Source organism: Variovorax sp. 01N425 (genome assembly GCF_056399465.1).
The window spans coordinates 598,321-624,162 of record NZ_JBFTRJ010000001.1 but is presented as its reverse complement, the minus strand read 5'-3'; the positions used below and the strand labels follow the sequence as shown (position 1 = coordinate 624,162).

The 25,842-nt window shown below is 67.9% G+C and carries 27 protein-coding genes and 1 riboswitch; of the genes, 14 read left to right on the top strand and 13 right to left on the bottom strand.

The annotated features are described in order from the left end of the window. Window positions 1-256 precede the first annotated feature (256 nt). From AC1DSC_RS03065 to arsC, 4 genes are all read left to right on the top strand, one after another. Window positions 257-1,354 (top strand): DNA glycosylase AlkZ-like family protein, encoded by a 1,098-nt coding sequence (locus AC1DSC_RS03065; RefSeq protein ID WP_307594137.1) that lies wholly within the window; start codon window positions 257-259, stop codon window positions 1,352-1,354. A gap of 119 nt (window positions 1,355-1,473) precedes the next feature. Beyond that, a riboswitch (FMN riboswitch) is annotated at window positions 1,474-1,643 on the top strand. Window positions 1,644-1,738: 95 nt separating this feature from the next. Continuing rightward, complete coding sequence (locus AC1DSC_RS03060) at window positions 1,739-2,254, top strand: 6,7-dimethyl-8-ribityllumazine synthase (RefSeq protein ID WP_012746991.1); 516 nt, start codon at window positions 1,739-1,741, stop codon at window positions 2,252-2,254. A 32-nt stretch (window positions 2,255-2,286) separates the two neighbouring features. Beyond that, the gene (locus tag AC1DSC_RS03055) at window positions 2,287-2,970 is read left to right on the top strand and encodes a glutathione S-transferase family protein (RefSeq protein ID WP_436035558.1); all 684 of its coding nucleotides are present in this window, start codon (window positions 2,287-2,289) and stop codon (window positions 2,968-2,970) included. Window positions 2,971-2,980: 10 nt separating this feature from the next. Next, window positions 2,981-3,364, top strand: a complete 384-nt coding sequence (gene arsC, locus AC1DSC_RS03050; protein ID WP_018902987.1) for an arsenate reductase (glutaredoxin) — start codon at window positions 2,981-2,983, stop codon at window positions 3,362-3,364. Between the two features lie 18 nt (window positions 3,365-3,382). Here the strand turns inward: arsC and AC1DSC_RS03045 are convergent, their stop codons facing one another. Continuing rightward, window positions 3,383-4,636: an MFS transporter gene (locus AC1DSC_RS03045; protein ID WP_412510654.1), complete on the bottom strand. Its 1,254-nt coding sequence runs from the start codon at window positions 4,634-4,636 to the stop codon at window positions 3,383-3,385. 88 nt (window positions 4,637-4,724) lie between these two features. On the opposite strand from AC1DSC_RS03045, the gene AC1DSC_RS03040 reads away from it, so the two are divergent. The 6 genes from AC1DSC_RS03040 to AC1DSC_RS03015 all read left to right on the top strand — a co-directional run bounded on the left by AC1DSC_RS03040 (window position 4,725) and on the right by AC1DSC_RS03015 (window position 10,247). Next, on the top strand, window positions 4,725-5,567 hold the full coding sequence (locus tag AC1DSC_RS03040; protein WP_012746986.1) for an AraC family transcriptional regulator: 843 nt from the start codon (window positions 4,725-4,727) through the stop codon (window positions 5,565-5,567). Between the two features lie 87 nt (window positions 5,568-5,654). Continuing rightward, the gene (locus AC1DSC_RS03035; protein ID WP_012746985.1) at window positions 5,655-6,371 is read left to right on the top strand and encodes a phosphatase PAP2 family protein; all 717 of its coding nucleotides are present in this window, start codon (window positions 5,655-5,657) and stop codon (window positions 6,369-6,371) included. Between the two features lie 93 nt (window positions 6,372-6,464). Then, window positions 6,465-6,707, top strand: coding sequence for an acyl carrier protein (locus AC1DSC_RS03030; protein ID WP_012746984.1), 243 nt, complete (start codon window positions 6,465-6,467; stop codon window positions 6,705-6,707). Next, on the top strand, window positions 6,704-7,915 hold the full coding sequence (locus AC1DSC_RS03025; RefSeq protein ID WP_436298296.1) for a beta-ketoacyl-[acyl-carrier-protein] synthase family protein: 1,212 nt from the start codon (window positions 6,704-6,706) through the stop codon (window positions 7,913-7,915). The genes AC1DSC_RS03030 and AC1DSC_RS03025 overlap by 4 nt, the downstream gene beginning before the upstream one ends. Before the next feature lie 75 nt (window positions 7,916-7,990). Beyond that, window positions 7,991-8,413, top strand: a complete 423-nt coding sequence (locus AC1DSC_RS03020; protein ID WP_026283808.1) for a DUF2501 domain-containing protein — start codon at window positions 7,991-7,993, stop codon at window positions 8,411-8,413. Window positions 8,414-8,501: 88 nt separating this feature from the next. Then, entirely contained in the window at window positions 8,502-10,247 is a 1,746-nt protein-coding gene (locus tag AC1DSC_RS03015; protein WP_062362128.1) for a SulP family inorganic anion transporter, read from the top strand. Between the two features lie 5 nt (window positions 10,248-10,252). Here AC1DSC_RS03015 and AC1DSC_RS03010 read toward each other — a convergent pair whose 3' ends face one another. The 5 genes from AC1DSC_RS03010 to clpB form a co-directional block, all read right to left on the bottom strand. Further along, window positions 10,253-10,831: a DUF3299 domain-containing protein gene (locus tag AC1DSC_RS03010; RefSeq protein ID WP_012746980.1), complete on the bottom strand. Its 579-nt coding sequence runs from the start codon at window positions 10,829-10,831 to the stop codon at window positions 10,253-10,255. A 60-nt stretch (window positions 10,832-10,891) separates the two neighbouring features. Continuing rightward, window positions 10,892-11,299, bottom strand: coding sequence for an alternative ribosome rescue aminoacyl-tRNA hydrolase ArfB (arfB, locus tag AC1DSC_RS03005; RefSeq protein ID WP_012746979.1), 408 nt, complete (start codon window positions 11,297-11,299; stop codon window positions 10,892-10,894). A 16-nt stretch (window positions 11,300-11,315) separates the two neighbouring features. Then, window positions 11,316-12,500 (bottom strand): acetyl-CoA C-acyltransferase family protein, encoded by a 1,185-nt coding sequence (locus AC1DSC_RS03000; protein WP_012746978.1) that lies wholly within the window; start codon window positions 12,498-12,500, stop codon window positions 11,316-11,318. A gap of 121 nt (window positions 12,501-12,621) precedes the next feature. Beyond that, on the bottom strand, window positions 12,622-12,963 hold the full coding sequence (locus AC1DSC_RS02995; RefSeq protein ID WP_230537705.1) for a hypothetical protein: 342 nt from the start codon (window positions 12,961-12,963) through the stop codon (window positions 12,622-12,624). A gap of 9 nt (window positions 12,964-12,972) precedes the next feature. Beyond that, on the bottom strand, window positions 12,973-15,594 hold the full coding sequence (gene clpB / locus AC1DSC_RS02990) for an ATP-dependent chaperone ClpB (protein WP_027730342.1): 2,622 nt from the start codon (window positions 15,592-15,594) through the stop codon (window positions 12,973-12,975). Between the two features lie 140 nt (window positions 15,595-15,734). Here clpB and AC1DSC_RS02985 point away from each other — a divergent pair, with 140 nt between their 5' ends. Further along, entirely contained in the window at window positions 15,735-16,727 is a 993-nt protein-coding gene (locus tag AC1DSC_RS02985) for a Bug family tripartite tricarboxylate transporter substrate binding protein (protein ID WP_436298295.1), read from the top strand. Here AC1DSC_RS02985 and AC1DSC_RS02980 read toward each other — a convergent pair whose 3' ends face one another. Next, complete coding sequence (locus AC1DSC_RS02980; protein WP_062362134.1) at window positions 16,728-17,204, bottom strand: molybdenum cofactor biosynthesis protein MoaE; 477 nt, start codon at window positions 17,202-17,204, stop codon at window positions 16,728-16,730. A 153-nt stretch (window positions 17,205-17,357) separates the two neighbouring features. Between AC1DSC_RS02980 and AC1DSC_RS02975 the strand changes: the two genes are divergently transcribed. Further along, window positions 17,358-18,353: a 4-hydroxy-tetrahydrodipicolinate synthase family protein gene (locus AC1DSC_RS02975; protein ID WP_436287620.1), complete on the top strand. Its 996-nt coding sequence runs from the start codon at window positions 17,358-17,360 to the stop codon at window positions 18,351-18,353. Here AC1DSC_RS02975 and moaD read toward each other — a convergent pair. From moaD to AC1DSC_RS02945, 6 genes are all read right to left on the bottom strand, one after another. Beyond that, complete coding sequence (gene moaD, locus AC1DSC_RS02970) at window positions 18,340-18,591, bottom strand: molybdopterin converting factor subunit 1 (RefSeq protein WP_018902993.1); 252 nt, start codon at window positions 18,589-18,591, stop codon at window positions 18,340-18,342. The two genes, AC1DSC_RS02975 and moaD, sit on opposite strands and share 14 nt — an antisense overlap. Before the next feature lie 12 nt (window positions 18,592-18,603). Beyond that, window positions 18,604-19,881: a molybdopterin molybdotransferase MoeA gene (locus AC1DSC_RS02965; protein WP_018902994.1), complete on the bottom strand. Its 1,278-nt coding sequence runs from the start codon at window positions 19,879-19,881 to the stop codon at window positions 18,604-18,606. Further along, window positions 19,874-20,419 (bottom strand): molybdopterin-guanine dinucleotide biosynthesis protein B, encoded by a 546-nt coding sequence (mobB, locus tag AC1DSC_RS02960; RefSeq protein WP_018902995.1) that lies wholly within the window; start codon window positions 20,417-20,419, stop codon window positions 19,874-19,876. Before mobB ends, AC1DSC_RS02965 begins: the two co-directional genes overlap by 8 nt. 83 nt (window positions 20,420-20,502) lie before the next feature. After that, window positions 20,503-21,918 carry a threonine synthase gene (gene thrC, locus AC1DSC_RS02955; protein WP_018902996.1) on the bottom strand — a complete coding sequence of 472 codons (1,416 nt, stop codon included), beginning with the start codon at window positions 21,916-21,918 and terminating at the stop codon, window positions 20,503-20,505. Between the two features lie 21 nt (window positions 21,919-21,939). Then, window positions 21,940-23,262 (bottom strand): homoserine dehydrogenase, encoded by a 1,323-nt coding sequence (locus AC1DSC_RS02950; RefSeq protein ID WP_012746968.1) that lies wholly within the window; start codon window positions 23,260-23,262, stop codon window positions 21,940-21,942. Between the two features lie 88 nt (window positions 23,263-23,350). Next, window positions 23,351-24,580 carry a pyridoxal phosphate-dependent aminotransferase gene (locus tag AC1DSC_RS02945; RefSeq protein ID WP_012746967.1) on the bottom strand — a complete coding sequence of 410 codons (1,230 nt, stop codon included), beginning with the start codon at window positions 24,578-24,580 and terminating at the stop codon, window positions 23,351-23,353. A gap of 103 nt (window positions 24,581-24,683) precedes the next feature. Between AC1DSC_RS02945 and AC1DSC_RS02940 the strand changes: the two genes are divergently transcribed. Together AC1DSC_RS02940 and AC1DSC_RS02935 are read left to right on the top strand one after the other, a co-directional pair. Then, a complete protein-coding gene (locus AC1DSC_RS02940) occupies window positions 24,684-25,064 on the top strand; it encodes an Mth938-like domain-containing protein (protein WP_012746966.1) in 381 nt (126 codons plus the stop codon). A gap of 133 nt (window positions 25,065-25,197) precedes the next feature. Next, window positions 25,198-25,674 carry a peroxiredoxin gene (locus AC1DSC_RS02935; RefSeq protein WP_007830801.1) on the top strand — a complete coding sequence of 159 codons (477 nt, stop codon included), beginning with the start codon at window positions 25,198-25,200 and terminating at the stop codon, window positions 25,672-25,674. Window positions 25,675-25,842 lie beyond the last annotated feature (168 nt).

The window sequence follows — 25,842 nt, the reverse complement described above, 5'->3', positions numbered from 1 at the left end:
TGCAACAAGACCGTCGGTAGATGTGCAGTCTGTTCCTCGTTTCGTTGCGCCTCGATCCTCAATGCCTCGCAAGCGATACAGCTTGGTAGAAAAACCAACCCAAACCCGTGCTTGACTGCGCGAGAAGTCCCGGTACAAGGGGGAGGCCGAAGGCCGGAGGACATTCGCGGAGCAAGGTACCCCGTCGGCGGGAGCGCGCCCTGAACGGAGCCGCTCCGAACAGCAGCAGCGCCTCACTTGTGCTGCAATCCGCCCCATGGCCACCCCGACCCTCGACGACCTGCGCCGCTACGCCATCGCGCGCACCCTCTTCAAGCCGACCACGCTGCCGGGCGCAATTCGCCGGCTCGGCTTCGTTCAGGCCGACCCGATCCGCGCCCCTGCGCGCGCACAGGACCTGACCTTGCGCCACCGCGTGAAGGACTACCGCGCGGGCGATCTCGAAAGCCGCTACACCCGACTTGCCATTGAGGAAGACTGCCTCGTCAACTACGGCTTTCTGCCGCGCGAGCACTTGGCGCTGATGCATCCGCGCGAAGCTAGGCAGCCCTGGGACGCGGACACCCGCCGCAAGGCCGCTGACGTGCTGGCCTTCGTGCGCGAACGCGGGCCCGTGCATCCGCGTGAAGTCGAACAGCACTTTGCACACGGCAGCGTCAAGAACTACTGGGGCGGCTCGAGCAATGCGACGACGCGGCTGCTCGATGGCCTGCACTACCGCGGCATGCTGCGCGTGGTGCGGCGCGACAGCGGCACGCGCGTCTACGAGGCCGTGACGCATGTGCCGGCCGACGACAGCCCCGCCGGCCGCGCGCAACGCGCCGCCGCGCTGATCGACCTGGTGGTACGCAAGTACGCGCCGCTGCCGGCCGCGAGCCTGACGTACCTCGTGCGGCTGCTCGGCTACGGCGCGCCGCATCTGTCGGCGCAGACGCAGGCCGCGCTGCGCCTCGCACGCGACGAACGGCTCGCAAGCTGCCGCATCGACGGCACCACCTGGTACTGGCCCGGCGACGAGAACCCGGCCTCGCGGCGCCATGCGCCCGATGAAGAAGTGCGCCTGCTCGCGCCCTTCGACCCCGTGGTGTGGGACCGCCGCCGCTTCGAGCTGCTGTGGGGCTGGACGTACAAGTTCGAGGCCTACATGCCGGCGCCGAAGCGGCAGTTCGGCTACTACGCGCTGCCTCTGCTCTGGCACGAGCGCGTGATCGGCTGGGCCAATATCACTGCACCCGAAGGCCGGCTGCAGCCCGCCTTCGGCTACGCCGGCGGCAAGCCACCCCGCGATGCGCTGTTCCGCGCGGCGCTCGACGACGAACTGCATCGCATGACGCAGTTCCTCGCGAAGCGCTGAGCCGTACGCACCCCGCGCACGGCGAAAATCCCCGCGCCGCCGAAGGTCTGGCGCGCGGGCGACAACCAGCGCCGCCGTCCGCTCCTAGAATCGCACCGTCGTCCGGCATGCCGGACGGCAAGCGTTCTCAGGGCGGGGCGAAACTCCCCACCGGCGGTAATGGCGGCTTCTTCGAAAGAGGGGCCGCACGAGCCCGCGAGCGCCCAAGGCCTGCAATGGGCTGCGGGGTCAGCAGATTTCGGTGCAATTCCGAAGCCGACGGTCACAGTCCGGATGAAAGAGAGCGCGAAATGCGGGCCGGCCCGCGCGCCTTGCAATGGCGCGCATGCTGCCCTGCGGTTTCGTGCGCCCTGATTCAGGAAACCTGCTTTCAAGAGGCACACCATGAGTCAGATCAACGACCTTCCCCTTTCCGCCGTCAACGCGCCGGGCCAGCCGCGCGGCGAGCGCATTGCCTTTGTCGAGGCGCAATGGCATTCCGACATCGTCCACCAGGCGCGCGACGCCTTCCTTGCCGAGATGGAGCGGCTCGGCGTGGCGCGCGAGCTGATCGACATCTTCGACGTGCCCGGCGCCTTCGAGATTCCGCTGCATGCCAAGCGGCTTGCCAACTCGGGCAAGTACGCGGCCATCGTGGGCTGCGCGCTGGTGGTCGATGGCGGCATCTACCGCCACGAGTTCGTGGCCGGCACCGTGGTCAGCACGCTGATGTCGCTGCAGCTCGAGACCGACGTGCCGATTTTTTCGGCCGTGCTCACGCCGCACCACTTCCACGAGCACGTGGAGCACCGCAAGTACTTCCATCGCCACTTCGCCGTCAAGGGCACCGAAGTGGCCGAGGCCTGCGTGAAGACGCTCGAAGGCCTGAAGAAGGTCGACGCCTTGCTGGCCACTGCGTGACAAGCGGTACGCTGCTGCAGTAATCTGGGCGGATGACTTCTTCATCCGCCTCGAACGACCGCTACACCCTCTACGGCGCGCCCGGCTCGGGCGCGACGCCGGTCCATGCGGCGCTGACGCTGATCGGCGCGCAGGTCGAGACCGTCGATGTCTCGCCCTGGGAGAGCGACTCCGAGCGCGAGCGCATGTCGGGCGTCAACCCGATGCAGCAGGTGCCCGCGCTCGTGCTGCCGTCGGGCGAGTTGATGACCGAGAGCGCGGCCATGCTGATCTGGCTGGGCGACCGCTATCCGGAGGCCGGGCTCTGCCCCGCGCCCGGCGATCCGCTGCGTGCGCGCTACCTGCGCTGGATGGTCTACCTGCCGGCGGCCATCTACTCGCTGTTCTGGGTGCGCGACGAACCCACGCGCCTCACGCCCGACCCGGCCGCGCAGGCCGTGATGCTCGAACGCACGGCCGAGCGCATTGCGCACTGCTGGCACCTGATGGACACGCAGATCGACGAGCCCTCGCCCTATCTGCTCGGCGAGAAGATCAGCATGCTCGACCTCTACGTGACCGTGCTGTCGCGCTGGACGCCACGGCGCAGGCGTTTCTACCGCGTGGCGCCGCGCATGGCGCAGGTGGTGCGGCGCGTGGATGCCGATCCGCGCCTGGCCGATTTCTGGGCAGCGCGCTTCCCCTTCTCGATGGACCAGGAAACACAGAAAGACTGACGACGACACCATGGCCGCACGCACCCCGACCACCGACTACCCGATGACCATCTTCCACAAGCCCAACTGCAGCACCTCGCGCAACGTGCTGGGCCTGATCCGCGAGAGCGGCGTGGAACCCGAGATCGTCCTGTACCTGGAAACGCCGCCCTCGAAGAAGAAGCTGCGCGAGCTGGCCAAGGCCATGGGCCTGGGAGCGCGCGACCTGCTGCGCACCAAGGAAGCGCCCTACGAAGAACTGAAGCTGGCCGATCCGAAGTGGAGCGACGACCAGCTGTTCGACTTCATCGCCGCGAACCCGATCCTGCTGCAGCGCCCGATCGTGGTCTCGCCGCGCGGCACGCTGATGTGCCGGCCCTGGGAGCGCGTGCGCGAGATCCTGCCCACGGCTTGAGGCGAAATCCGCGGGAGATCAGGCCGAAGCCGGCACCAGCGCCGTGCGGCGCACCCGCGTCACGTTGAAGGCACTGGCAATCAGCACGGCCTGCACCAGCGCCAGGCCGGCGATCACGCTCGCGTACTGGCCATGGTCCATCAAGCGGCCGAACACCAGCGGCGCGAGCGCCTGGCCGATGTCCAGGCCCGCATACACCACGCCGTAGACGCGGCCGGTGGCATTGGGCGGCGTCGAGCGCTTGACCAGCAGGTCGCGCGAAGGGCCGGCAACGCCCGACACGAAGCCCATGGCGCCGAACAGCACCGGCACCATCACCGGCGGAAACTGCGCAAAGGCCAGCACCAGCGCCAGCGCGGCCGCCACCCCGAAGCCGATGCCCACGATGCGTTCGCAGCGCGACGGGTCCGAGGCCAGGAAGCCGCCCGCCACCATGCCGGCCGCGCTTGCCACCATGTAGACCGTGAGGCACACCGCCACCAGCGCCACCGGCACCGCGTGCAGGTGGCCCGCCGCCGCCGGCGCGAAGGTCTGCACCACGCTGATCACGGCGGCATAGAAGAAAAAGAAGCCGAAGCACATCCACACGGCCGGAATGCGCAGGAAGTCGAACTCGCCGCCGATGGGTGCCGGCTCGCCGTGCCCGGTCGCCTTGTGCACCGCCTTCACGTCCAGCGCCAGCACGCCGCGGTAGGCCCAGAGCACCAGCAGCACCACGATGGCCAGCGCACCGGCCGAAGCCAGCGCCACGCGCCATGAGAAGGCGATGGCGATCGGCACCACGAAGGCCGGCGCCAGCGCCCAGCCCAGGCTGCCGGTGATGCCGTGCACGCTGTAGGCGTGGCCCAGGCGGGTCGGCGCCACCTTGCGGTTGAAGAGCGTGTAGTCGACCGGGTGGAACACGCCATTGCCGATGCCGCCCACGACGGCGCACAGCAGCAGCATCCAGTAGCTCTGGGCCAGCGCATAGCCGAAGGCCGCCAGGGCCAGCGCGCCCAGCCCCACGAACAGCACCGGCCGCGGACCCAGCTTGTCGACGATGAAGCCCGAGGCCGCCTGCACGATGCACGAGACCACGAAGAACACCGTCAGCACCGCGCCCAGCTCGGTGTAGCTCACGTTGAACGCGTCTTTCAGCCAAGGGAACAGCGGCGCCAGGATCAGCTGGCTGAAGTGGCTGATGGCATGGGCCAGGCCGACCAGGCCGATGAGCTGTGCGTCGCCGCGCAAGCTGGTGGAAGGAGTGGCTGTCGGGGAGGAAGTGGAAGACATGGATTGCTACAAAAAACCGGGCAGGCACCGATGCTATGCCCGCTGGCCGCGGCAGAATGGCGATACAGCGACAACATTTGTCGAAACCATGCCAAGCGCCGTTTCACTCCCTTCCCCGGTCACCAGCGTCGCCTCGCTCACGCCGCATCTCTACGCACCCGACGCGGTGCGGCCGCTGCGCGCCAAGGAACATTTCCTGAGCGCCGACACCTTCGTCGAGCTGCACCAGCACCCCTGGCCGCAGCTCACCTTTTCGACCCGCGGCGTGATCCGGCTCAGCACGCAGGACGGCAGCTACATCGTGCCGCCCTCGCGCGCGGTCTGGGTGCCGGCCAACATGCCGCACAGCATCATGCTGATCGAGGACGCCGAGCTGCGCACCGTGTACCTGCATGCCTGGCTCGGCCCGCCGTGGGAGAAGTGCGAGGTGCTCGAGATCAGCCCGCTGCTGCGCGCGCTGATGCTCGCACTCGACACCACGCCCGACGGCCTGCCGCCGGCCGACCCGCATGCGCCGCAGCGCGAACGCATGATCGCCCCGCTGCTGGTGGACGAGCTCGAGCGCGCCACGCAGATCCGCATCGACGTGCCGCTGCCCTCCGACAAGCGGCTGCGCCAGCTGTGCGAGACGCTGCTGCGCAACCCGGCCGACCGCGCCACGCTGGCCGAGCGCGCCGCTGCCATCGGCGCCAGCGAGCGCACCGTGGCGCGGCTGTTCCGCGACCAGCTCGGCATGAGCTGGCAGCAATGGCGGCAGCAGGCCGTGATGGCGCATGCGCTGCCGCTGCTGGCGCGCGGCATGGCCGTGAGCCAGGTGGCGGCGGCCAGCGGCTATGCCACCGACAGCGCGTTCTGCGCCATGTTCAAGGCCGCCACCGGACGCTCGCCCACTTCCTTCCAGCACAAGAAGCGATCCGCCGCGCTCGCCTGAAGCTCGACTCGATGCCGCCACGCCGTCACGGCGCTCTGGCAAGATCGGCCGGCCGACGAAAACCACGGACCTCCGACCCACCTGCCCATGGCGCCCCTTCCGCGAACGCACAGCCCCCAGACCTGGACCGCAGACATCGGCGCGCGCATTCGCCGCCTCTTCTGGCTCAAGGCGATCGGCACCACGATCTTCACCTGGCTCTTCTTCATCGGCTACTTCCACATGCTGCGCAACCCGGCCTACCCGGTCGTGGTGATGCCGCTCACGGCGCTGGACCACCTGATTCCGTTCCAGCCCTACACGCTGGGCGCCTACCTCTCGCTGTGGTTCTACGTGGGCATCGCGCCCGGCCTGCAGCCCAACTTCCGCGAGCTGGTGGTGTACGGGCTGTGGATCGGCGCGCTGTGCCTGACGGGGCTGGGCCTCTTCTACTTCTGGCCGACGCAGATACCGCCGCTGGCCATCGACGTGTCGGGCTATCCCGGCTTTGCGATGCTGCAGGGCGTGGACGCAGCGGGCAACGCCTGCCCCTCGATGCACGTGGCGGTGGCCATCTTCACGGCCATCCGGCTGGACCACGTGCTGCGCGAGGCGCGCACGCCGGTCTTCCTGCGCCTTGCCAACTGGCTGTGGTTTGCCGCCATTGCGTATTCGACATTGGCCGTCAAGCAGCACGTGGTGCTCGACGCGCTGGCCGGCGCGCTGCTGGGAATGGCCTTCGCGCTTCCTTCGCTGCGCTGGCGGCCGGAGGGCATGCGCCGGAGCAATACCCTGGTGGGAGCGGATATCATTGGCCATCACTGACCCACAAGCCGAGCGAGGAAGGGGTCGATCCCATGGCGCGCCCCGAGGGCGGCGATCGATCAGCGGCCGGCACACGACAACAGGCATCGCACGATGAGTTCGCTGAAGGAATTGCAGGACCTGATCCACGAGAAGTACGGTATCGAACCGTCCAAGCTCGACCCCAACGCATCGATGCGCGAAACCGGCGGGCTCGACTCGCTGGCATTGGCCGAGTTCCTGTTTGCCATCGAAGACCACTTCGGCATCACCATGCCCGATGAAGACGCCAACATCGACACGCTGAACGAACTCGCGGTGCTGGTCGACAAGGTCAGGGCCGCGAAGACAGCGTGAAGCACGAGGTCTGCGTCACCGGCCTGGGCGTCGTGGCGCCGCACGGCGACGAGCCCGGCGCGCTGTTCCAGGCCCTGCTCGACGGCCAGTCGGCCATCCGGCCGGTCTTCCCCGAACTGCCCAAGCCCGCCGCCGCCGCCACGGTGGACTTCGACGAAACACGCTGGTTCACCAAGCTGCAGCTCGCCGGCGTCGACCGCGTGAGCCAGCTCGCGGTGGCCGCCGCCGACCTCGCGCTGCGCGATGCAGGCCTTGCCGCCCACAACGACGCCGATCCTGAACGCATCGGCATCTATGCCGGCTGCGGCATGGGCGGCGCCGCGGCGCTCGAAGCCGCCTACCGCGGCAACGGGCGGGTCTCGCCGCTCACCATTCCCGCCTTCATGCCCAACGCGCCCGCCGCCCACGTCGCCATGCGCCAGGGCGTGCAGGGGCCGGTGCTGACCTACTCGGTCGCCTGCGCCTCGTCGTCGGTGGCCATTGCCGAAGCGGCCAAGGCCATCGAGCGCGGTGAAGTCGACATGGCCATTGCCGGCGGCAGCGAAGCGCTGATCGTGCCGGGCGTGGTGCTGGCCTGGCAGGCCATGCAAACCCTGGCCAGCTTCCAGCCCGGCGAAGCGGCCGGCGCGGTGCGGCCCTTTGCGAGCGACCGCAGCGGCTTTGCGCTGGGCGAAGGCGCGGCCTTCCTGGTGCTCGAATCCGCCGAACGCGCACGCAGCCGTGGCGCCCGCAGCTACGCCACGCTGGCCGGCTGGGGCCTCGGCAGCGACGCCACCCATCTCACCAAGCCCGACGCACCCGGCCAGGCGCGCGCGCTGCGCCAGGCGCTGCGCCAGGCCGGCCTCCAGCCGCGCGACGTGGGCTACTGCAATGCGCACGGCACGGCCACGCGCATCGGCGACGTGGTCGAGCGCAACGCATTGGCCGATGTGTGGGGCGACGACCTGGACAGCCTGCGCGTCAGCTCCACCAAGGCGCTGCACGGCCACATGCTCGGCGCCGCGGGTGCCATCGAGGCGCTCATCACGGTGCTGGCATTGCACCGCCGCCAGCTGCCGCCGAACGCGAACTGCAGCGAGGTCGATCCGGCCTGCAGCCTGAACCTCGTCACGCACCACGACACCAGCGCGCCCAACATCGAGGCGGCCATGAGCAACTCCTTCGCATTCGGCGGCACGAATTCCGTGCTGCTCTTCCGCCGCGCGTGAAACCGGGGTTCCGTCGGGGGTATGCTGACGATGGAATCTTCATTCAATCACCTCGACAAACGGGAGTTCGTCATCATGCGTTTTCGCACCGCACTGATTTCCATCGCGCTGGTTGCGGCCAGTGTCTCGGCCTCGGCCCAGTCGGACCTGCTCGGCAAGCTCAAGGACCAGATGGGCTCCTCGGGCGGCGGCGCTGCCCTCGGCGAGAACCTCGGCTTCAAGATGCCCGCGATCGGCTCCAGCACCATGGGCAATGCGGCCGGCGTGCTGCAGTACTGCGTCAAGAACAACTACCTGGGCGGCGACGCGGCCTCGGTGAAGGACAAGCTGCTGGCCAGGATCACCGGCCAGAAGCAGCAGGAAACCGGCTTCGCGAGCGGCGCCAAGGGGCTGCTCAAGGGCGGCGACGGCAAGACGCTCAACTTGAAGATGCTCTCCTCGAAGGTGAAGGAAAAAGCCTGCGACTACGTGCTCAAGAACGCGAGCTCGCTGGTCTAGCCGTTCTCCCATGCGCGCGGCCCGAATGGCCGCGCAGGTTTCCCTCTGCGGTGGCGCAGGACAATCGCCAGCAAGCCACCCACCATCCATGAATCCGGCAGCCACCCCCTCCTCCGCTTCTTCCTCCCTGCGCCAGCGCATCGCGCGCTGGGTTCCCTGCCTGGCCTGGCCCCGTCCGTCCGCGGCGCTGCTGCGCAACGAGGCCATGGCGGGCATCACGGTGGCGCTGATGGTGCTTCCGCAGGGCGTGGCCTATGCCGCGCTGGCGGGCATGCCGCTGGTCACCGGCGTGTATGCGGCGCTGTTCCCGGCGCTCATCGCGGTGATCTTCAGCTCGTCGCAGCGGCTGTCGGTCGGGCCCACGGCGCTCACCAGCCTGCTGGTGGGCGCATCGCTCGCGCCGCTGGCGGTGCCCGGCAGCGCCGAATGGGTGGAAATGGCGGTGTGGCTCACGCTGATGTCGGGCGCGATCCAGATCGTGCTGGGCATCGGGCGCTTCGGCTGGCTGCTGCGGCTGGTCAACTCGCCGGTGCTGATCGGCTTCACGCAGGGCGCGGCGGTGCTGATCGCCATCTCGCAGCTGCCGGCGCTGCTCGGCTTCACGGGGCGCACCCTTCCCCAGGTGCTGCAGGGCGGGCCGCCGCCGGACCTGATCGCCATCGCCTTCGGGCTCGGCAGCATCGCCGTGCTGTGGCTCGGCAAGCGGCTCGCGCCGCGCTTCCCGACCACCATGGCGCTGGTGGCGGGCGCCGCAGCCATCAGCTGGAGCATCGACTACGCACTGCGCGGCGGGGCCGTGGTGGGCAGCCTGCCCTCGGGCCTGCCGTCCTTCTACTGGCCAGGCCTGCTGCCGCTGAGCACATTCAGCGCGCTGGTGCTGCCCGCGCTGATGATCACGCTCGTGAGCTTTCTCGAAACCGCGTCGAGCGCCAAGGTCGACAATGCGCGCGCCGGCACGCTCTGGAACGAAAACCAGGACCTGATCGGCCAGGGCCTGGCCAAGCTGGCCTCGGGCTTCACGGGCGCCTTTCCCACCAGTTCCTCGTTCTCGCGCTCGGCCATCACGCTGTATGCGGGCGCCCAGACCGGGTGGGCCACATTGTTCAGCGTGGTGGTGGTGGCCGGCGCGCTGCTGTGGCTGATGCCGCTGCTCTATCACGTGCCGCAGGCGGTGCTGGCGGCGGTGGTGGTCACGGCCATCCTGGGGCTGGTCAAGCCGGCGAGCTTCGTCGCGCTCTGGCGCGTGTCGCGCATCGAGGCGGGCATTTCGTTCGGCACCTTCGTGCTGACCATTGCCACGGCGCCGAGCATCTACTGGGGCGTGCTGGGCGGCCTGCTCGCGAGCCTGGCGCATTACATGTACCGCCACCTGCATCCGCGCATCATCGAGGTGGGCCTGCATCCCGACGGCAGCCTGCGCGACCGCAAGCTATGGAAGCTGCCGCCGCTGGCACCACAGCTCTATGCGCTGCGCATGGATGCCGAGCTCGACTTCGCCTCGGCCTCCACGCTCGAACGCGCGCTCACGACCGCGCTGGCCGAGCGCCCCGAACTCACCGACGTGTGCCTTTTTGCGCAGCCCATCAACCGCATCGACATCACGGGCGCCGAAGTGTTCGGCTCGATCCGCCGGATGATGGAAGCCAAGGGCGTACGCCTGCACCTGAGCGGCCTGAAGCTGCCGGCCATGCAGGTGCTGGAGCGCGCCGGCCTGCTCGCGCCGGGGCCGATGCTGTTCAGCTACCGCACCGACGGCGAGGCGCTGGCGGCGCTGACGCAGCAGCAGGCCGAAGTTCCGCCGCTGCCGGTGCCGGAGGGCGACGACGGCGGCTGAACACGTCAGCGCGCCGTGACGAAAGGCTCCACCGAGGCCGACTTGATCTCGTAGCCGCTCACGCCCATGTCCACGGAGGAATAGCGCGCCGCCTTCAGCAGGCCGCTCACGTGCACCGTGTCCATCGCATGCAGGCCCTTCACGGTATCGGCCGCGACCACGTGCACGATCTGGTTGGCGGGCGGCGGCGGGGTGTGGATGCAGGCGCCGAAGTAAGGCACCAGCAGGAACTCGCGGATGCCGCCCTGCGTGTTGTCCAGCGGAACGACAAAACCCGACAGGCGCGCCGCCGTGCCGTCGAGCGCCACGTTGACCGGCGCGTTGTCCCAGACGGCGCGCATCTCGTCCAGCATCTGGATCGCGCGCGGGTCGTTGTCGCGCAGCGACTCCAGGCTCAGGTTGCGGTAGCGCTTGGTCGGGTCCCAATCCTTGGGAACGAGCGCTTCCCACTTGAGTTCCTGCACGGCACCCGCCGGCGCTGCGCCGCTGCCCGCGGCCGGCCCGCAGCCCGCCAGGGCAGCGGCCCCCAGCGCCAGCAGGAAGGCCGGCAAAGCGCGGCGGAAGAAGGCTCTCATGCTGTCCATTGTGCTTGCGGCCGGTGTCCGCCGCCTTAGCGGGGCCTTAAGCGCCGGCCAGCCAGCCGGTCAGTCCCGCACCGGCCCGCGCAGGTTCTTGATCTGCGAGCGCTGGCTCTTGCCTTCGAGCCGGCGCTGCTTCGAACCGTAGGTGGGCTTGGTGGCGCGCCGCACGCGCGGCGGCGTGGCCACGCTGTCGACCACCTCCTGCAGCCGCGCGAGCGCATCGGCGCGGTTCATTTCCTGCGTGCGGTGCTGCTGCGCCTTCAGCACGAAGACGCCCTCCTGCGTGATGCGGCTGTCGCGCAGCGCGAGCATCCGCTCCTTCACGTCGGCGGGCAGCGAGCTCGCATGGATGTCGTAGCGCAGGTGCACCGCGCTCGACACCTTGTTGACGTTCTGGCCGCCCGCGCCCTGCGCGCGGATGGCGCTGAACTCGACCTCGTCGGGGTCGATCAGGATGGGTGGGCGGAGCATGCCCGCAAGTGTGCCTTCAAACGCGTTCGAACACGGCGGCGATGCCCTGCCCGCCGCCGATGCACATCGTGACCAGCGCATAACGCCCGCCGGTGCGGTGCAGCTCGGCAATCGCCTTCGTGGTGATGATCGCGCCGGTCGCGCCCACCGGGTGGCCCAGCGAAATGCCCGAGCCGTTCGGGTTGACCTTGGCCGGATCGAAGCCCAGTTCCTTGATGACCGCGCAGGCCTGCGCCGCAAAGGCCTCGTTCGACTCGATCACGTCGAAGTCGGCGACCTTCAGCCCGGTGCGCTCCAGCACCTTGCGCGTGGCCGGCACCGGGCCGATGCCCATGTACGCGGGCTCCACGCCGGCGTGCGCATAGCCGACCAGGCGCGCCAGCGGCCTCAGGCCCCGCGCCTTGACGCTCTCGCCGCTGGCCAGCACCACGGCGGCCGCACCATCGTTGATGCCCGAGGCATTGCCGGCCGTCACGAGGCCGTCCTTCTTGAACGCGGGCTTCATCTTCGAGAGCGTCTCGGCGGTGGTGTCGGCGCGCACATGCTCGTCGGTGTCGAACAGCACGACGCCCTTGCGCGTCTTCACCTCGACCGGAACGATCTGCGCCTTGAAGCGGCCCGCCGCAATGGCCGCCGCCGCGCGCTGCTGGCTGGTGGCGGCCAGCTCGTCCATCTGCTCGCGCGTGATGCCGTAGCGCGCCGCCACGTTCTCGGCCGTGATGCCCATGTGGATCTTCTCCCACGGGTCGTGCAGGATGCCCAGCATGTAGTCGACCAGCACCGCATCGCCCATGCGTGCGCCGTAGCGCGCGGATGTGTCGAAGTAAGGCCCGCGGCTCATCGATTCCGAGCCGCCGCCGATGGCGATGTCGCAGTCGCCCAGCGCAATGGCCTGCGCGGCCGACACGATCGCCTGCAGGCCCGAGCCGCAGAGGCGGTTGACGTTGAAGGCCGGCGTCTCGATCGGGCAGCCCGCATCGATGGCGGCCACGCGGCTCAGGTAGGCGTCCTTCACGTCGGTGGGAATCACGTTGCCCATGACCACATGGCCGATGGCATCGGCCGCCACGCCGCTGCGTTCGATGGCGGCCTTGACGGCGGTGGTGGCCAGTTGCGTGTTGGGCACATCCTTCAGCGCGCCGCCGAAGGTGCCGATGGCAGTGCGGGCGGTGCCGACCACGAAGATGTCGCGTGTTGTCATGGGAATGTCTCTCCTGGATGAAAGCAATATCCGCCTGGGCGGCGGTCGCAGGAGGACGATTTTGACGGCGAACCGCGCAACCGGCTGTCGCGGGCGGCATATTCGCCGCCCGGGCAGCGGATCAGCCGCGCGAAACCGATTTCGGAGAAACGTCGGTCACGTCGCGGGCGCTGCCGCGAATGCGTTCCGGGCGCACCACGGATTCGCCGCGCGCGCGTGCATTGGCGGTGTCGGCCGCGCTCGGTTCGCCCGGCCGTGCCGCATTGCGAAAACGCTCGAAGCCCGAACGCGGGTTGAAGCGCCCGCCCATCGAAGCCATCCAGGGCGTCACGGGCTTGCCCGTGATCCGCCCCCAGGCGTAGCGGACGCCCCACACAGCCGCCAGCAACATGACGGCGACCGCCAGGCTGGCCGCGAAGACCAGCCCCAGGAGCAGAAGAATGACGCGAAAAATGAAGTTCATCATCCGACTTTAGGCCGCAACCGCCTCCGATGGTTCCCCGGCCTTCGTGAACGAGAACTGGCCGGGGGTGCGGATCGGGTCGGTATTCACTTCGATGGTGTCCTTCGGTCCGAAGCTGCCGTCGAGCAGCAGCTTGGAGAGCGGATTCTCGATGCGCTGCTGGATCGCGCGCTTGAGCGGCCGCGCGCCGAACACCGGGTCGAAGCCGACCTTGGCAATCTCGGCCAGCGCCGCGGGCGACACCTCCAGGCCCAGGTCCATCTTGGCGAGCCGCGCCTGCAGCACCTTGAGCTGGATCGCGGCAATCGATTCGATGTTCTTCGCGTCGAGCGCATGGAACACCACGGTCTCGTCGATGCGGTTCAGGAACTCGGGTCGGAAGTAGTTCTTGAGTTCGTCCCACACCGCTTCCTTGATCTCCTCGGCGGGCTGGCCCACCATCGACTGGATGATCGGCGAGCCGATGTTGCTGGTCATCACGATCACGGTGTTCTTGAAGTCCACGGTACGGCCCTGGCCGTCCGTGAGGCGGCCATCGTCGAGCACCTGCAGCAGCACGTTGAACACGTCGGGGTGGGCCTTCTCGACCTCGTCGAGCAGCACCACGCTGTAGGGCTTGCGGCGCACGGCCTCGGTCAGGTAGCCGCCCTCCTCGTAGCCCACGTAGCCCGGCGGCGCGCCGATCAGGCGGGCGACCGAGTGCTTCTCCATGAACTCGCTCATGTCGATGCGGATCAGGTGGTCTTCGCTGTCGAACAGGAAGCCCGCGAGTGCCTTGCACAGCTCGGTCTTGCCCACGCCCGTGGGGCCGAGGAACAGGAACGAGCCGGTCGGGCGGTTCGGATCGGAGAGGCCCGAGCGCGAGCGGCGGATCGCATTGGCGACCGCGCCGATGGCCTCGTCCTGCCCCACCACGCGCTCATGCAGCTTGTCTTCCATCACGAGCAGCTTGTCGCGTTCGCCCTGCATCAGCTTGGCGACCGGAATGCCGGTGGCGCGCGCCACGACCTCGGCGATTTCTTCGGAGCCCACCTGCGTGCGCAGCAGCGTCGGCGCGCTGGACTTGCCCTTGCTCGCCTCGCTTTCCTCGGCCTCGCGCAGGCGCTTCTCCAGCGCCGGCAGCTGGCCGTATTGCAGCTCGGCGAGCTTGTTGAAGTCGCCCTTGCGCTTCCACTCCTCGATCTCGAACTTGATCTTGTCGATGTCCTCGCGGATCTTCGCGCTGCCCTGCGCCTGCGCCTTCTCGGCCTGCCAGATCTCGTCGTAGTCGGCGATCTCCTTCTGCAGGCGCCCGATCTCGTCTTCGATCAGGCCGAAGCGCTTCTGCGAGGCTTCGTCCTTCTCGCGGCGCACGGCCTCGCGCTCGATCTGCAGCTGGATCAGTCGGCGGTCGAGCCGGTCCATGACCTCGGGCTTGGAGTCCATCTCGATCTTGATCTTGGCCGCGGCCTCGTCGATCAGGTCGATGGCCTTGTCGGGCAGGAAGCGGTCGGTGATGTAGCGGTCGGAGAGTTCGGCCGCGGCCACGATGGCCGGGTCGGTGATCTGCACGCCATGGTGCACTTCGTACTTTTCCTGCAGGCCGCGCAGGATGGCGATGGTGGCCTCCACGCTGGGCTCGCCCACGATGATCTTCTGGAAGCGGCGCTCCAGCGCGGCGTCCTTCTCGATGTACTTGCGGTATTCGTCGAGCGTGGTGGCGCCCACGCAGTGCAGCTCGCCGCGCGCGAGCGCGGGCTTGAGCATGTTGCCCGCGTCCATCGCGCCCTCGGCCTTGCCGGCGCCCACCATGGTGTGCAGCTCGTCGATGAAGACGATGGTCTGGCCTTCGTCCTTGGCAAGCTCGTTGAGCACGGTCTTCAGGCGTTCCTCGAACTCGCCGCGGAACTTGGCACCGGCCAGCAGTGCGGCCATGTCGAGCGACAGCACGCGCTTGCCCTTGAGCGACTCGGGCACCTCGCCCGCGACGATGCGCTGCGCCAGGCCTTCGACGATGGCGGTCTTGCCCACGCCGGGCTCGCCGATGAGCACGGGGTTGTTCTTGGTGCGGCGCTGCAGCACCTGGATCGCGCGGCGGATCTCCTCGTCGCGGCCGATCACCGGATCGAGCTTGCCCAGGCGCGCGCGCTCGGTCAGGTCGAGGCAGTATTTCTTGAGGGCTTCGCGCTGGCCTTCGGCATCGGCGCTGTTCACGCCCTGGCCGCCGCGCACAGCGTCGATGGCGGATTCGAGCGACTTGCGGCTGAGGCCGTTTTCCTTGGCGATGCGGCCGATGTCGGACTTGCTGTCGGCCACGGCCAGCAGGAAGAGCTCGCCCGCAATGAACTGGTCATTGCGCTTGATGGCTTCCTTCTCGGTGGCCTGCAGCAGCTTGCCGAGCTCGGGGCCGACCTGCACGATGTCGTGGCCCTGCACCTGCGGCAGCTTCTTGATGGCCGCCTCGGCAGCGTTCGCGAGCCCCTGCACGTTGACGCCGGCGCGCTCCAGCAGGGCGCGCGGGCCGTCTTCCTGGCGCAGCATCGCGACCAGCAGGTGGGCCGGTTCGATGTAGGCGTTGTCGTTGCCGAGCGCGAGCGTCTGGGCATCGCTCAGCGCTTCCTGGAATTTGGTGGTGAGTTTGTCTTGTCGCATGGTGGTATTCCTGCATCCAAAATAGGGCTGTTCCGCCGGGATTCAAGTTTTGAATCGCGCTGGCGGAATGGGCACGGCTATTGCACGGTGCCGGGCACCTTCCTGCCGTAGGCATTTCTCTCTCTCGAATGGAGTCGATCATGGTTATTTCAATGCAGCGCGTCCAGCCGGTTCGCCGGGCGCTCGGCGCCGGTCTCTTTCTAGCGGCCATGGGCCTCGCCGGCCTTGCGCAGGCGCAAGGCACGCCCATCCGCATCCTGGTGGGCTTTCCCGCGGGCGCGGGCACCGACGCCATCGCACGCACGCTGGGCGAAAAACTCAAGGACGTGCTGGGCGTGCCGGTGGTGGTCGAGAACCGCGCCGGCGCCGGCGGACAGATCGCGGCGCAGGCGCTCAAGGCAGCGCCGGCCGATGGCCACACGCTGTTCCTCTCGCACGACCATTCGATCTCCATCCTGCCGCAGGTGGTGAAGAACCCCGGCTTCAACCCTGCGACCGACTTCGTGCCGGTGGCCGGATTCGCCACCTTCGCCAATGTGCTGGCCGTCTCGGGCGGCACGCCCGCCAAGAGCATCGACGAATATGTGAAGTGGGTTCGCACCCAGCGCGGCGGCAAGGAAACCATCGGCATTCCGGCACCGGCCTCGATCCCAGAGTTCCTGGTGAAGATGATCTCGGAAAAATACAAGATCGACGTGCAGCCCGCGCCCTACCGCGGCAGCGCGCCGATGACGGCGGACATGCTGGGCAACCAGATCACGGCCGGCATCGCCTCGGTGCCCGACTTCATCGAGAACCACAAGGCCGGCAAGGTGCGCATCGTGGCCTCCATCGGCGCCAAGCGCCAGGCCGTGCTGCCGAACGTGCCCACCTTCACCGAGCTGGGCTTCTCCAACCTGGAAGACCTGCCCTACTACGGCATCTTCGCGCCCGTGGGCACGCCGCAGCCGATCATCGACAAATACGGCGACGCGCTGCAGAAGGTGCTGGCCATGCCCGACGTGAAGCAGAAGCTCACGACCATGGGGCTCACGGTCGGCTACGAGCCGCAGGGCCAGTTCGCGGGCCGCGTGCGCAGCTACACGCAGACCTGGGAACGCATCATCCAGTCGAGCGGCTTCAAGCCTCTCTGACTAAGCGTTGGGGGCCGTGATGCCCCAGCGCGCCAATGCGGCGTCGTCGCTGACGCGCGCATCGACCCAGCGGGCGCCTTCGGGCGTCTGTTCTTTTTTCCAGAACGGGGCCTGGGTCTTCAGGTAGTCCATCAGGAACTCGCAGGCCTCGAAGCTCTGGCCGCGGTGGGCCGAGACCACCGCCACCATCATGATCTGGTCGAGCGGCTGCAACAGGCCCACGCGGTGGATCACGCGCGCACCCAAAATATCGAAGCGCTTGTGCGCCTCATCGATCATGGCTTCAATGGCCTTTTCGGTCATGCCCGGGTAATGCTCGAGCTCCATCGAGGCCACGCTGCTGCCGTCGTTGCGATCCCGCACGGCGCCGACAAAGCTGCAGACCGCACCCACGCGTTTGTCGCCGGCGCGCAACGCGGCGACCTCCTGCCCCAGGTCGAAATCGGCTGTCTGGATCGAAACGCGTGCACCACTCATGCCGGGATTGTGGCATCGCGCTAGACTTCGGCAATGCCCCGCCTCGCCATGCTTTCTTCAGTGCCCTCGCACACCGAAAGCAGCCGTGCGCGCCAGGGCAGCAAAGCCAAAAAACCAAAGCTCGTCTGACCGGAGCTGCGGTTCCGTCGTCGGATGAGCGACGGAACCTGCCAAGGCCTTGGCCCCGATTGGGTTGCGCGCGCATCGAACGACGGTTCCTTCCATCGGTCGATTCCCTCGAGGAAAACCCGCGTGCCGTCATCGTCCATCCCCTCCTCCAGCCCTGATTTCTCGGGCCTCTGGATTCCCCTTGTCACGCCGTTCCAGCACGGCGCCGTCGACCACGCCGCGCTGTCGGCGCTGACACGCCGGCTCGCCGGCGACGGCGTGACCGGCTTCGTGGTCTGCGCCTCGACGGGCGAAGCCGCCGCGCTCGATGAAGCGGAACAGCTCGCCGCGCTCGACACGGTCCAGGCTGCCGCCGGCGGGCTGCCGATCATCATGGGCCTGTCGGGCTACCACCTGGGCAAGACCACGGCCTGGGTACGGCGGCTCGCCGAACGGCCGCTGGCGGGGCTGCAGGTGTCCGCGCCGCACTACATCCGGCCCTCGCAGGCCGGCCTGCTCGAATGGTTCCGCGCCATCGCCGACGCCAGCGCGGTGCCGCTGCTGGTCTACGACATTCCCTACCGCACCGGCGCGACCCTCACGCGCGAAACGCTGCTGGCGCTGGCCGAACACCCGCGCATCCGCGGCATCAAGGACTGCGGCGGCGACATGGCCAAGACGCGCGCCCTGATTGCCGACGGCAGGCTCCAGGTGCTGTCGGGCGAAGACCACCAGATCTTCGGCACCGTGGCCGAAGGCGGCGTGGGCGCCATTGCGGCGAGCGCGCATGTGCAGACGCGGCGCTTCGTGCAGGTGCTGCGCCTCCTGGCCGAGAACCGGCTGGCAGAAGCGCGCGCCGAATGGCAGCCGCTGCAGCCGCTGATCGAAATGCTGTTTGCGGAGCCGAACCCCGCGCCGCTCAAGGCGCTGCTGGCGCACGGCGGATCGATGCGCGACGAGCTGCGCTCGCCGATGACTCGCGCCTCCGATGCCTTGCGCGAGCGCCTGGTGGTGCTGGACGCCCGGCTCAGCCGCCCGTAACGGGCGGGAAGAAGGCGACCTCGCAGCCTTCGCGCAGCGCGGCCGCCTCGTCGCTCATGGCCTGGTCGAGCGCCATGCGCACGGCCTTGCCGCGCGCCAGCGCCACGGCATACGCCCCGCCGCGCGCGATGAGTTCGTCGCGCAGCGCGGCCAGGGTAGCGGCACCGGTGTCGACGGTTTCGCCGCTGGTGTCGAGCGCCTCGCGCACGGAGGCGAAGTAACGGATCTGGACCTTCATGGACAGCTTCGGTCAGGCCAGCAGCGAGGCCAGGGGGATGAAATTCACCGTGTCGCCGGCCCGGATGGTCTGGCCGGGCGGGTTGTCAACGACGCCGTCGCCCCAAACCATCGAGGTCAGCACGCCCGAGCTCTGGTTGGCGAACAGGTCGAGCCCGCCGGCGGCGTTGCGCCGGGCGCGCAGGAACTCGCGGCGGCGGTCGGCGCGCGGCCAGTCGAAGTCGGCGCGCATCTGCACGGGCTCGGGCGCCACGCGCGTGGCGCCCTGCAGCGTCAGCAGGAACGGGCGCACGAGCAGCAGGAAGGTCAGGAAGCTGGACACAGGGTTGCCGGGCAGTCCCGTGACGTGGCAGCGCCCTTGCGCCTGGCCACCGGCCCTTGGTATCGAACCATAGGCGAAGGGCTTGCCGGGCTTCATCGAGAGCGACCACAGCTGCAGCTCGCCGAGCGCCTGCACCGCGGCCTTGATGTGGTCTTCCTCGCCCACCGACACGCCGCCGGTGGTGATGATCAGGTCGCTGCTTTCCGCAGCACCGCGCAGCGCCTCGATGGTGGCCTCGCGCTTGTCGGGCACGATGCCCAGGTCGTTCACCTCGCAGCCGAGCCGGTGCAGCAAGGCGCGCATGAAGAAGCGGTTGGAGTTGTAGATCGCGCCGGGCTTCATGGCCTCGGGCGCGACCTCGCCGGGCATCACCAGTTCGTCGCCGGTGGACAGCAGCGCGACGCGCGGCCGCCGGGCGACCTGGAGCCGGTCGAAGCCCACGCTGGCGGCGAGCCCGAGCGCGGCGGGCGTCAGGCGCTCGCCCTGGCGCAGCACCACGTCGCCGGCGGCCACGTCTTCTCCGGCGCGGCGAATCCACTGGCCGGCCGCGGGAACGATGTCGATGCGCACCGCGCCGAGCGTGCCTTCCTGCGGCACGGGCTGGGTGTCTTCTTGCATCACGATGGCGTCGGCGCCCTCGGGAATCTGGGCGCCGGTGAAGATGCGCGCCGCGGTGCCGGCCGCGAGCGGCGTGCCCACGGTGCCGGCGGGAATGCGCTGCGCGACCTGCAGCACAGCGCCCGGCGCGGCGCAGTCGGCCACGCGCACCGCATAGCCGTCCATCGAGCTGTTGTCGCGCGGCGGCACGGTGAGCGCGGAGACGATGTCCTGCGCGAGCACGCGGCCGTCCGCATCGAAGGTGGCCACGCTTTCGGCGGGCAACCTGGGCAGCGCCTTGGCGAGCAGGCTCGCAAGCGCTTCGTCGAGCGCCATCAGCGGCGGGCGCGAGGGAGCGGTGGAATCAGCCATGGTGTTCGGGGTTGTATTCGAAGCGGCTTGCGCTGTCGATCAACCACTGCGCGATGCCCTCGATGTCGTCGAGGTCGAACAGCGGCAGGCTGGTGGGCACCGGCAGGCTCGCGGGCGCATCGGTGGCAATGGCGGTCACGAAGGCGTCCTCGATGTACTGCGAGGGCCGGGGCGGCTTGCCGTCTTCGGGGGCGCGCCAGACCTCGATCTTGAGCAGGTCGCTGTGCTTGAAGCCCTCGACCAGCACCCAGTCGACGCCGTCATGGAGCTCGGCGATGAGGTCGTGCACCGACAGCTGCGAGGGCTGCTCGAATTCGCGGATCAGCGCGAGCCGCTTGTCCGACGCCACCACCACCTCGAAGGCCCCCGCCTCGCGATGGCGGTAGGTGTCCTTGCCGGGATGGTCGATGTCGAACTTGTGGTGCGCATGCTTGACCACCGACACGCGCTGGCCATGGAGCTTGAGCACGGGAATCAGGCGCTCGACCAGCGTGGTCTTGCCCGAACCCGAATACCCGGAAAAGCCGATCACCTTCATGTCGAGTTCCTGTGGCGGCCGTCTATGCGGCCGCCGAATGCATGTGCGGGGCAGCCGCTGCGGTGCGCGGCTTGCGGCAAGGGTCAGTCACAGTTCTGCGCGATGTAGGCCTTCACGGCCTCGGCATCGGCCGGCAGCTTGACGACCCGCTTGGGCAGCGCCTCGATGCCTTCGAACCTGGCCGGGCGCGCGGGCTCGTGGCCCAGCGCCTCCACCAGCGTGGCGGCAAACTTGATCGGCAGCGCGGTCTCCAGCACCACCATCGGCACGCCGGGCGCGAGGTGTTCGCGCGCGGCCTTGAGGCCGTCGGCCGTGTGCGGATCGACCAGCGTGGCAAAGCGCTTGTCGGTGTCGCGGATGGTGGCCAGGCGGTCGGCATGGGTGCTGCGGCTGCTCTTGAAGCCGAAGCGCTCCGCCGCCTGCCTGAACGCGGGATCGGCGCTCAGGTCGAAACGGCCCTGGCGGCCCAGATCGTCCACGAACAGCGAGCGCAGCTTGCCGGCATCGCGACCCACGAGGTCGAACACGAAGCGCTCGAAGTTGCTGGCCTTGCTGATGTCCATCGACGGGCTCGAGGTTTCGTGCGTGTCGGCCGCGGCGCGCACGCGGTAGATGCCGGTGCGGAAGAACTCGTCGAGCACGTCGTTCTCGTTGGTGGCAACCACCAGCGTCTGGATCGGCAGGCCCATCATGCGCGCCACGTGGCCCGCGCAGACGTTGCCGAAGTTGCCCGAGGGCACCGTGAAGCTCACGGGCTTGTCGTTGCTGGCCGTGGCCTGGAAGTAGCCCGCGAAGTAGTAGACGACCTGCGCGAGCAGCCGCGCCCAGTTGATCGAGTTGACCGTGCCGATGCGGTACTTGCGCTTGAAGCCCAGGTCGTTCGACACCGCCTTGACGATGTCCTGGCAGTCGTCGAACACGCCGCTGATGGCGATGTTGTGGATGTTCTGGTCCTGCAGGCTGAACATCTGCGCCTGCTGGAACGGGCTCATGCGGCCGTCGGGCGAGGTCATGAAGACGCGCACGCCCTTCTTGCCGCGCATGGCGTACTCGGCCGCGCTGCCGGTGTCGCCGCTGGTGGCGCCCAGGATGTTGAGCTCGGCGCCGCGGCGGGCCAGTTCGTACTCGAACAGGTTGCCCAGCAGCTGCATCGCCATGTCCTTGAAGGCCAGCGTGGGGCCGTTGGACAGGGCTTCGAGGTACACGCCGTCTTCCAGCTCGCGCAGCGGCACGATCTCGTCGCTGCCGAACACTTCGGCCGTGTAGGTCTTGGCGCAGATCGCCTTCAGGTCGGCCGGCGGAATGTCGTCGATGTAGAGCGAGAGGATCTCGAACGCCAGTTCCGCATACGGCAGCTCGCGCCATCCGGCGAGCGTGGCGGTGTCGACCTGCGGGTAGTGCTCGGGCAGGTAGAGGCCGCCATCGGGCGCGAGGCCTTCAAGCAGGATTTCGCAGAAACGCTTGCGGTCGGGGTGGCCGCGGGTGCTCAGGTAGTTCACGGTAGGTCTCTTGCGCCGTCCTCAGGACAGCTCTTCCTTGCGGATGCGCACGATCGGCTGCAGCACGGTGGGCAGGGCCTGCAGTTCGGCGAGCACGTCGTTCACCGTGCCTTCGCGCGCATCGTGCGTGAGGATGATCAGGTCGGTCTGGGTCGAGCCCTCGCCGCCCACTTCGTCGGCTTCGCGCTGCAGCACCGCGTCGATGCTGATGCCCGCGGTGGCCAGGAGGCCCGTGACCTTGGCAAGCACGCCGGCCTGGTCGGCCACGCGCAGGCGCAGGTAGTAGCTGGTGACGACCTCGGCCATCGGCAGCACCTTCAGGTCGCTCATGGCATCAGGGTGGAAGGCCAGGTGCGGCACGCGGTGCGCGGCATCGGCCGTGTGCAGGCGCGTGATGTCGACGAGGTCGGCGATCACCGCGCTGGCGGTCGGCTCGCTGCCCGCGCCCTTGCCGTAGTACAGCGTGGTGCCGACAGCGTCGCCATGCACCACCACCGCGTTCATCGCGCCTTCGACGTTCGCAAGCAGCCGCTTCGACGGCACGAGCGAGGGGTGCACGCGCAGCTCGATGCCCTGCGCGGTGCGCTTGGTGATGCCGAGCAGCTTGATGCGGTAGCCGAGCTGTTCGGCGTACTTGATGTCCTGCGCCGCGAGCTTGGTGATGCCCTCGATGTGCGCCTTGTCGAACTGCACCGGAATGCCGAAGGCGATGGCGCTCATCAGCGTGACCTTGTGGCCGGCGTCCACGCCCTCGATGTCGAAGGTGGGGTCGGCTTCGGCGTAGCCCAGGCGCTGCGCCTCCTTGAGCACGGTGGCGAAGTCGAGCCCCTTGTCGCGCATCTCGGAGAGGATGAAGTTGGTGGTGCCGTTGATGATGCCGGCCAGCCACTGGATGCTGTTGGCCGTGAGGCCCTCGCGCAGCGCCTTGATGATCGGGATGCCACCGGCCACCGCGGCCTCGAAGGCCACCATCACGCCCTTGGCATGCGCGGCCGCGAAGATCTCGGTGCCATGCACCGCAAGCAGCGCCTTGTTGGCCGTGACCACGTGCTTGCCGGCCGCAATCGCCTCGAGCACCAACTGCCTCGCAATGCCGTAGCCGCCGATGAGTTCGATGACGATGTCGATGTCCGGATTGGCGATGACTTCGCGCGCATCGGCAACCACCTTCACGCCTTCGCCAGCCACTTCGCGCGCACGCGCCGCGTCCAGGTCGGCCACCATCGTGATCTCGATGCCCCGGCCGGCGCGGCGCTTGATTTCTTCCTGATTGCGCAGCAGCACCTTGAAGGTGCCGCTGCCGACCGTGCCTGCGCCGAGCAGGCCTACTTGGATGGGTTTCATTGGGAGATTCGCGTGGATGGTTCGTAAGGGGTGGTGAGGGAGGCACCGCCGGCCGCCGCGGCCAACCGCGCGGCGAGCGGGCGCGCCGTCAATCCGTCTTGCTGCGCAGGCGGTACAGCTCCAGGAACCTGGCAATGCGGTTGATCGCTTCGCGCAGGTCGTCCTCGTGGGGCAGGAACACGATGCGGAAGTGGTCCGGCGTGGCCCAGTTGAAGCCCGTGCCCTGCACCAGCATCACCTTGGTCTCTCTCAGCAGTTGGAGGAAGAACTGGCGGTCGTCGGTGATCGGGTAGACCTTGGGATCGAGCTTGGGGAACATGTAGAGCGCGGCGCTCGGCTTGACGCAGCTCACGCCCGGAATGGCCGTGATGAGCTCGTACGCCAGGTCGCGCTGGCGCCGCAGGCGGCCGCCGTCGCCGACCAGGTCGTTGATGCTCTGGTAGCCGCCGAGTGCGGTCTGGATGGCCCATTGCCCCGGCACGTTGGCGCACAGGCGCATGTTCGAGAGCATGTTCAGGCCCTCGATGTAGTCCTGCGCCCGCGCCTTGTCGCCCGAAACCACCATCCAGCCCGCGCGGTAGCCGCACGAGCGGTAGCTCTTGGACAGCGAGTTGAAGGTCAGCGTGAGCACGTCGGTCGAAAGGCTCGCGATCGCGGTGTGCCGCACGCCGTCGTACAGCACCTTGTCGTAGACCTCGTCGGCGAAGATCACCAGGTGGTGCTCGCGCGCAATGTCGACGATGCTCTTGAGCAGTTCGTCGGAATAGAGCGCACCGGTCGGGTTGTTGGGGTTGATGACCACGATGCCCTTGGTGCGGGGCGTGATCTTGGCGCGGATGTCGTCCAGGTCGGGCATCCAGCCGTTGGCTTCGTCGCAGAGGTAGTGCACCGGCTTGCCGCCCGAGAGGCTCGAGGCAGCCGTCCACAGCGGATAGTCAGGGGCCGGAAGCAGCATTTCGTCGCCATCGTTCAGCAGCGCGTTGGTGGCCATGGCGATCAGCTCGCTCGCGCCGTTGCCCAGGTAGATGTCCTCGAGCGTGACGCCCGCAACACCCTGCTTCTGGGTTTCGTGCATCACGGCCTTGCGGGCCGCGAAGATGCCCTTGCTGTCCGAATAGCCGGCCGACCCCGGCAGGTTGCGGATCATGTCCTGCTGGACCTCTTCCGGCGCATCGAAGCCGAACACGGCCAGGTTGCCGATGTTGAGCCTGATGATCTTCTGGCCCTCTTCCTCCATCTGCTTCGCGGCGTCCATGATGGGGCCGCGGATGTCGTAGAGCACGTTGGCCAGCTTGGCCGATTTCTTGAACTGCTTCAAAGGGCCCTCCCGGGCGCGGGTTACTTACTCGAGGTCGAAAGGCCCTGAAGGGCCTCGTGTCACTGGGAAAACCTATAATTTGACCACAGTTCCCAGTGCCCCGATGAAGCTCCAGCCCGACAAATCCGACGCCCAGTCCCTTACCGCGCACGGCCCCGGGTGGGTCGCAATCAACAACGAAAAGGTCGAGGGCAGCGTGGTGGTGGGCTCCCGCGGCGAGCGCTTCGAATGGAACTGCTCCCGTTTCGACCAGCTTGGCCCCGAGCATTTCGCCCAGCTTGCGTCCCTGGGCGCGGAATTGGTCATTTTCGGAAGCGGATCACGCATCCGCTTCCCGCAGCCTGCCTGGCTCCAGCCCCTGATGGCCAGGCGCACCGGCGTGGAGACCATGGACACCCCCGCCGCCTGCCGCACCTACAACATCCTGGCCGGCGAAGGCCGCCACGTGATAGCCGCCCTCCTCGTGGAACCGCCCGAGCGGTGAGAGAAGGCTTTTCGGGGTAAAATACCGGGTTGCGAACAGGCCTGCTGCTCCAGTTAGCAACGACCAATCCTCCATTCGTCGAGTGTGCTGCAAAGCGCCCGATCAATGGAAACCAACGGAGAAAACAAGTTTCATGGCGATCGTTGTCAACAAACCCATTCCTGAATTCGACGCCAACGCCACGGGCGGACTGAAAGTCTCGAATACCTCTCACCTCGGCCACGTGCTGGTCATGTATTTTTACCCGAAAGATAACACTCCGGGTTGCACGACCGAAGCCATGCAGTTTCGCGACCGCTACAAGGACTTCGAAAAGGCCGGCGCCACGGTGTTCGGCGTGTCCCGCGACAACATGAAGTCGCACGACGAGTTCAAGGCCAAGCTCGAACTCCCGTTCGAACTCATCGCCGACACCGAAGAAAAAATGTGCCACATGTTCGGCGTGGTCAAGAACAAGATCATGTACGGCAAGAAGGTCAAGGGCATCGAGCGCAGCACCTTCCTGATCGGCGCGGACGGCATCCTCAAGGCCGAATGGCGCGGCCTCAAGGTCCCGGGCCATGTCGACGACGTGCTCAAGGCCGTCAAGGCCCTCAAGAAGGCCGCCTGAGCGTTACAAGAAGCGCCGTCTGTGCGCTTTTGCATCCGGCCGTGGGAAATGCCCAACGGACTTTGCAAAGAGCGCGAGACGCGTCACCGCCGGTGTGCATAATGGCCTCATGCCGTTGAGCTCCACGACCGCATCCCCCGAACAAAGCCGCCTTGGTCTACAGGCGGC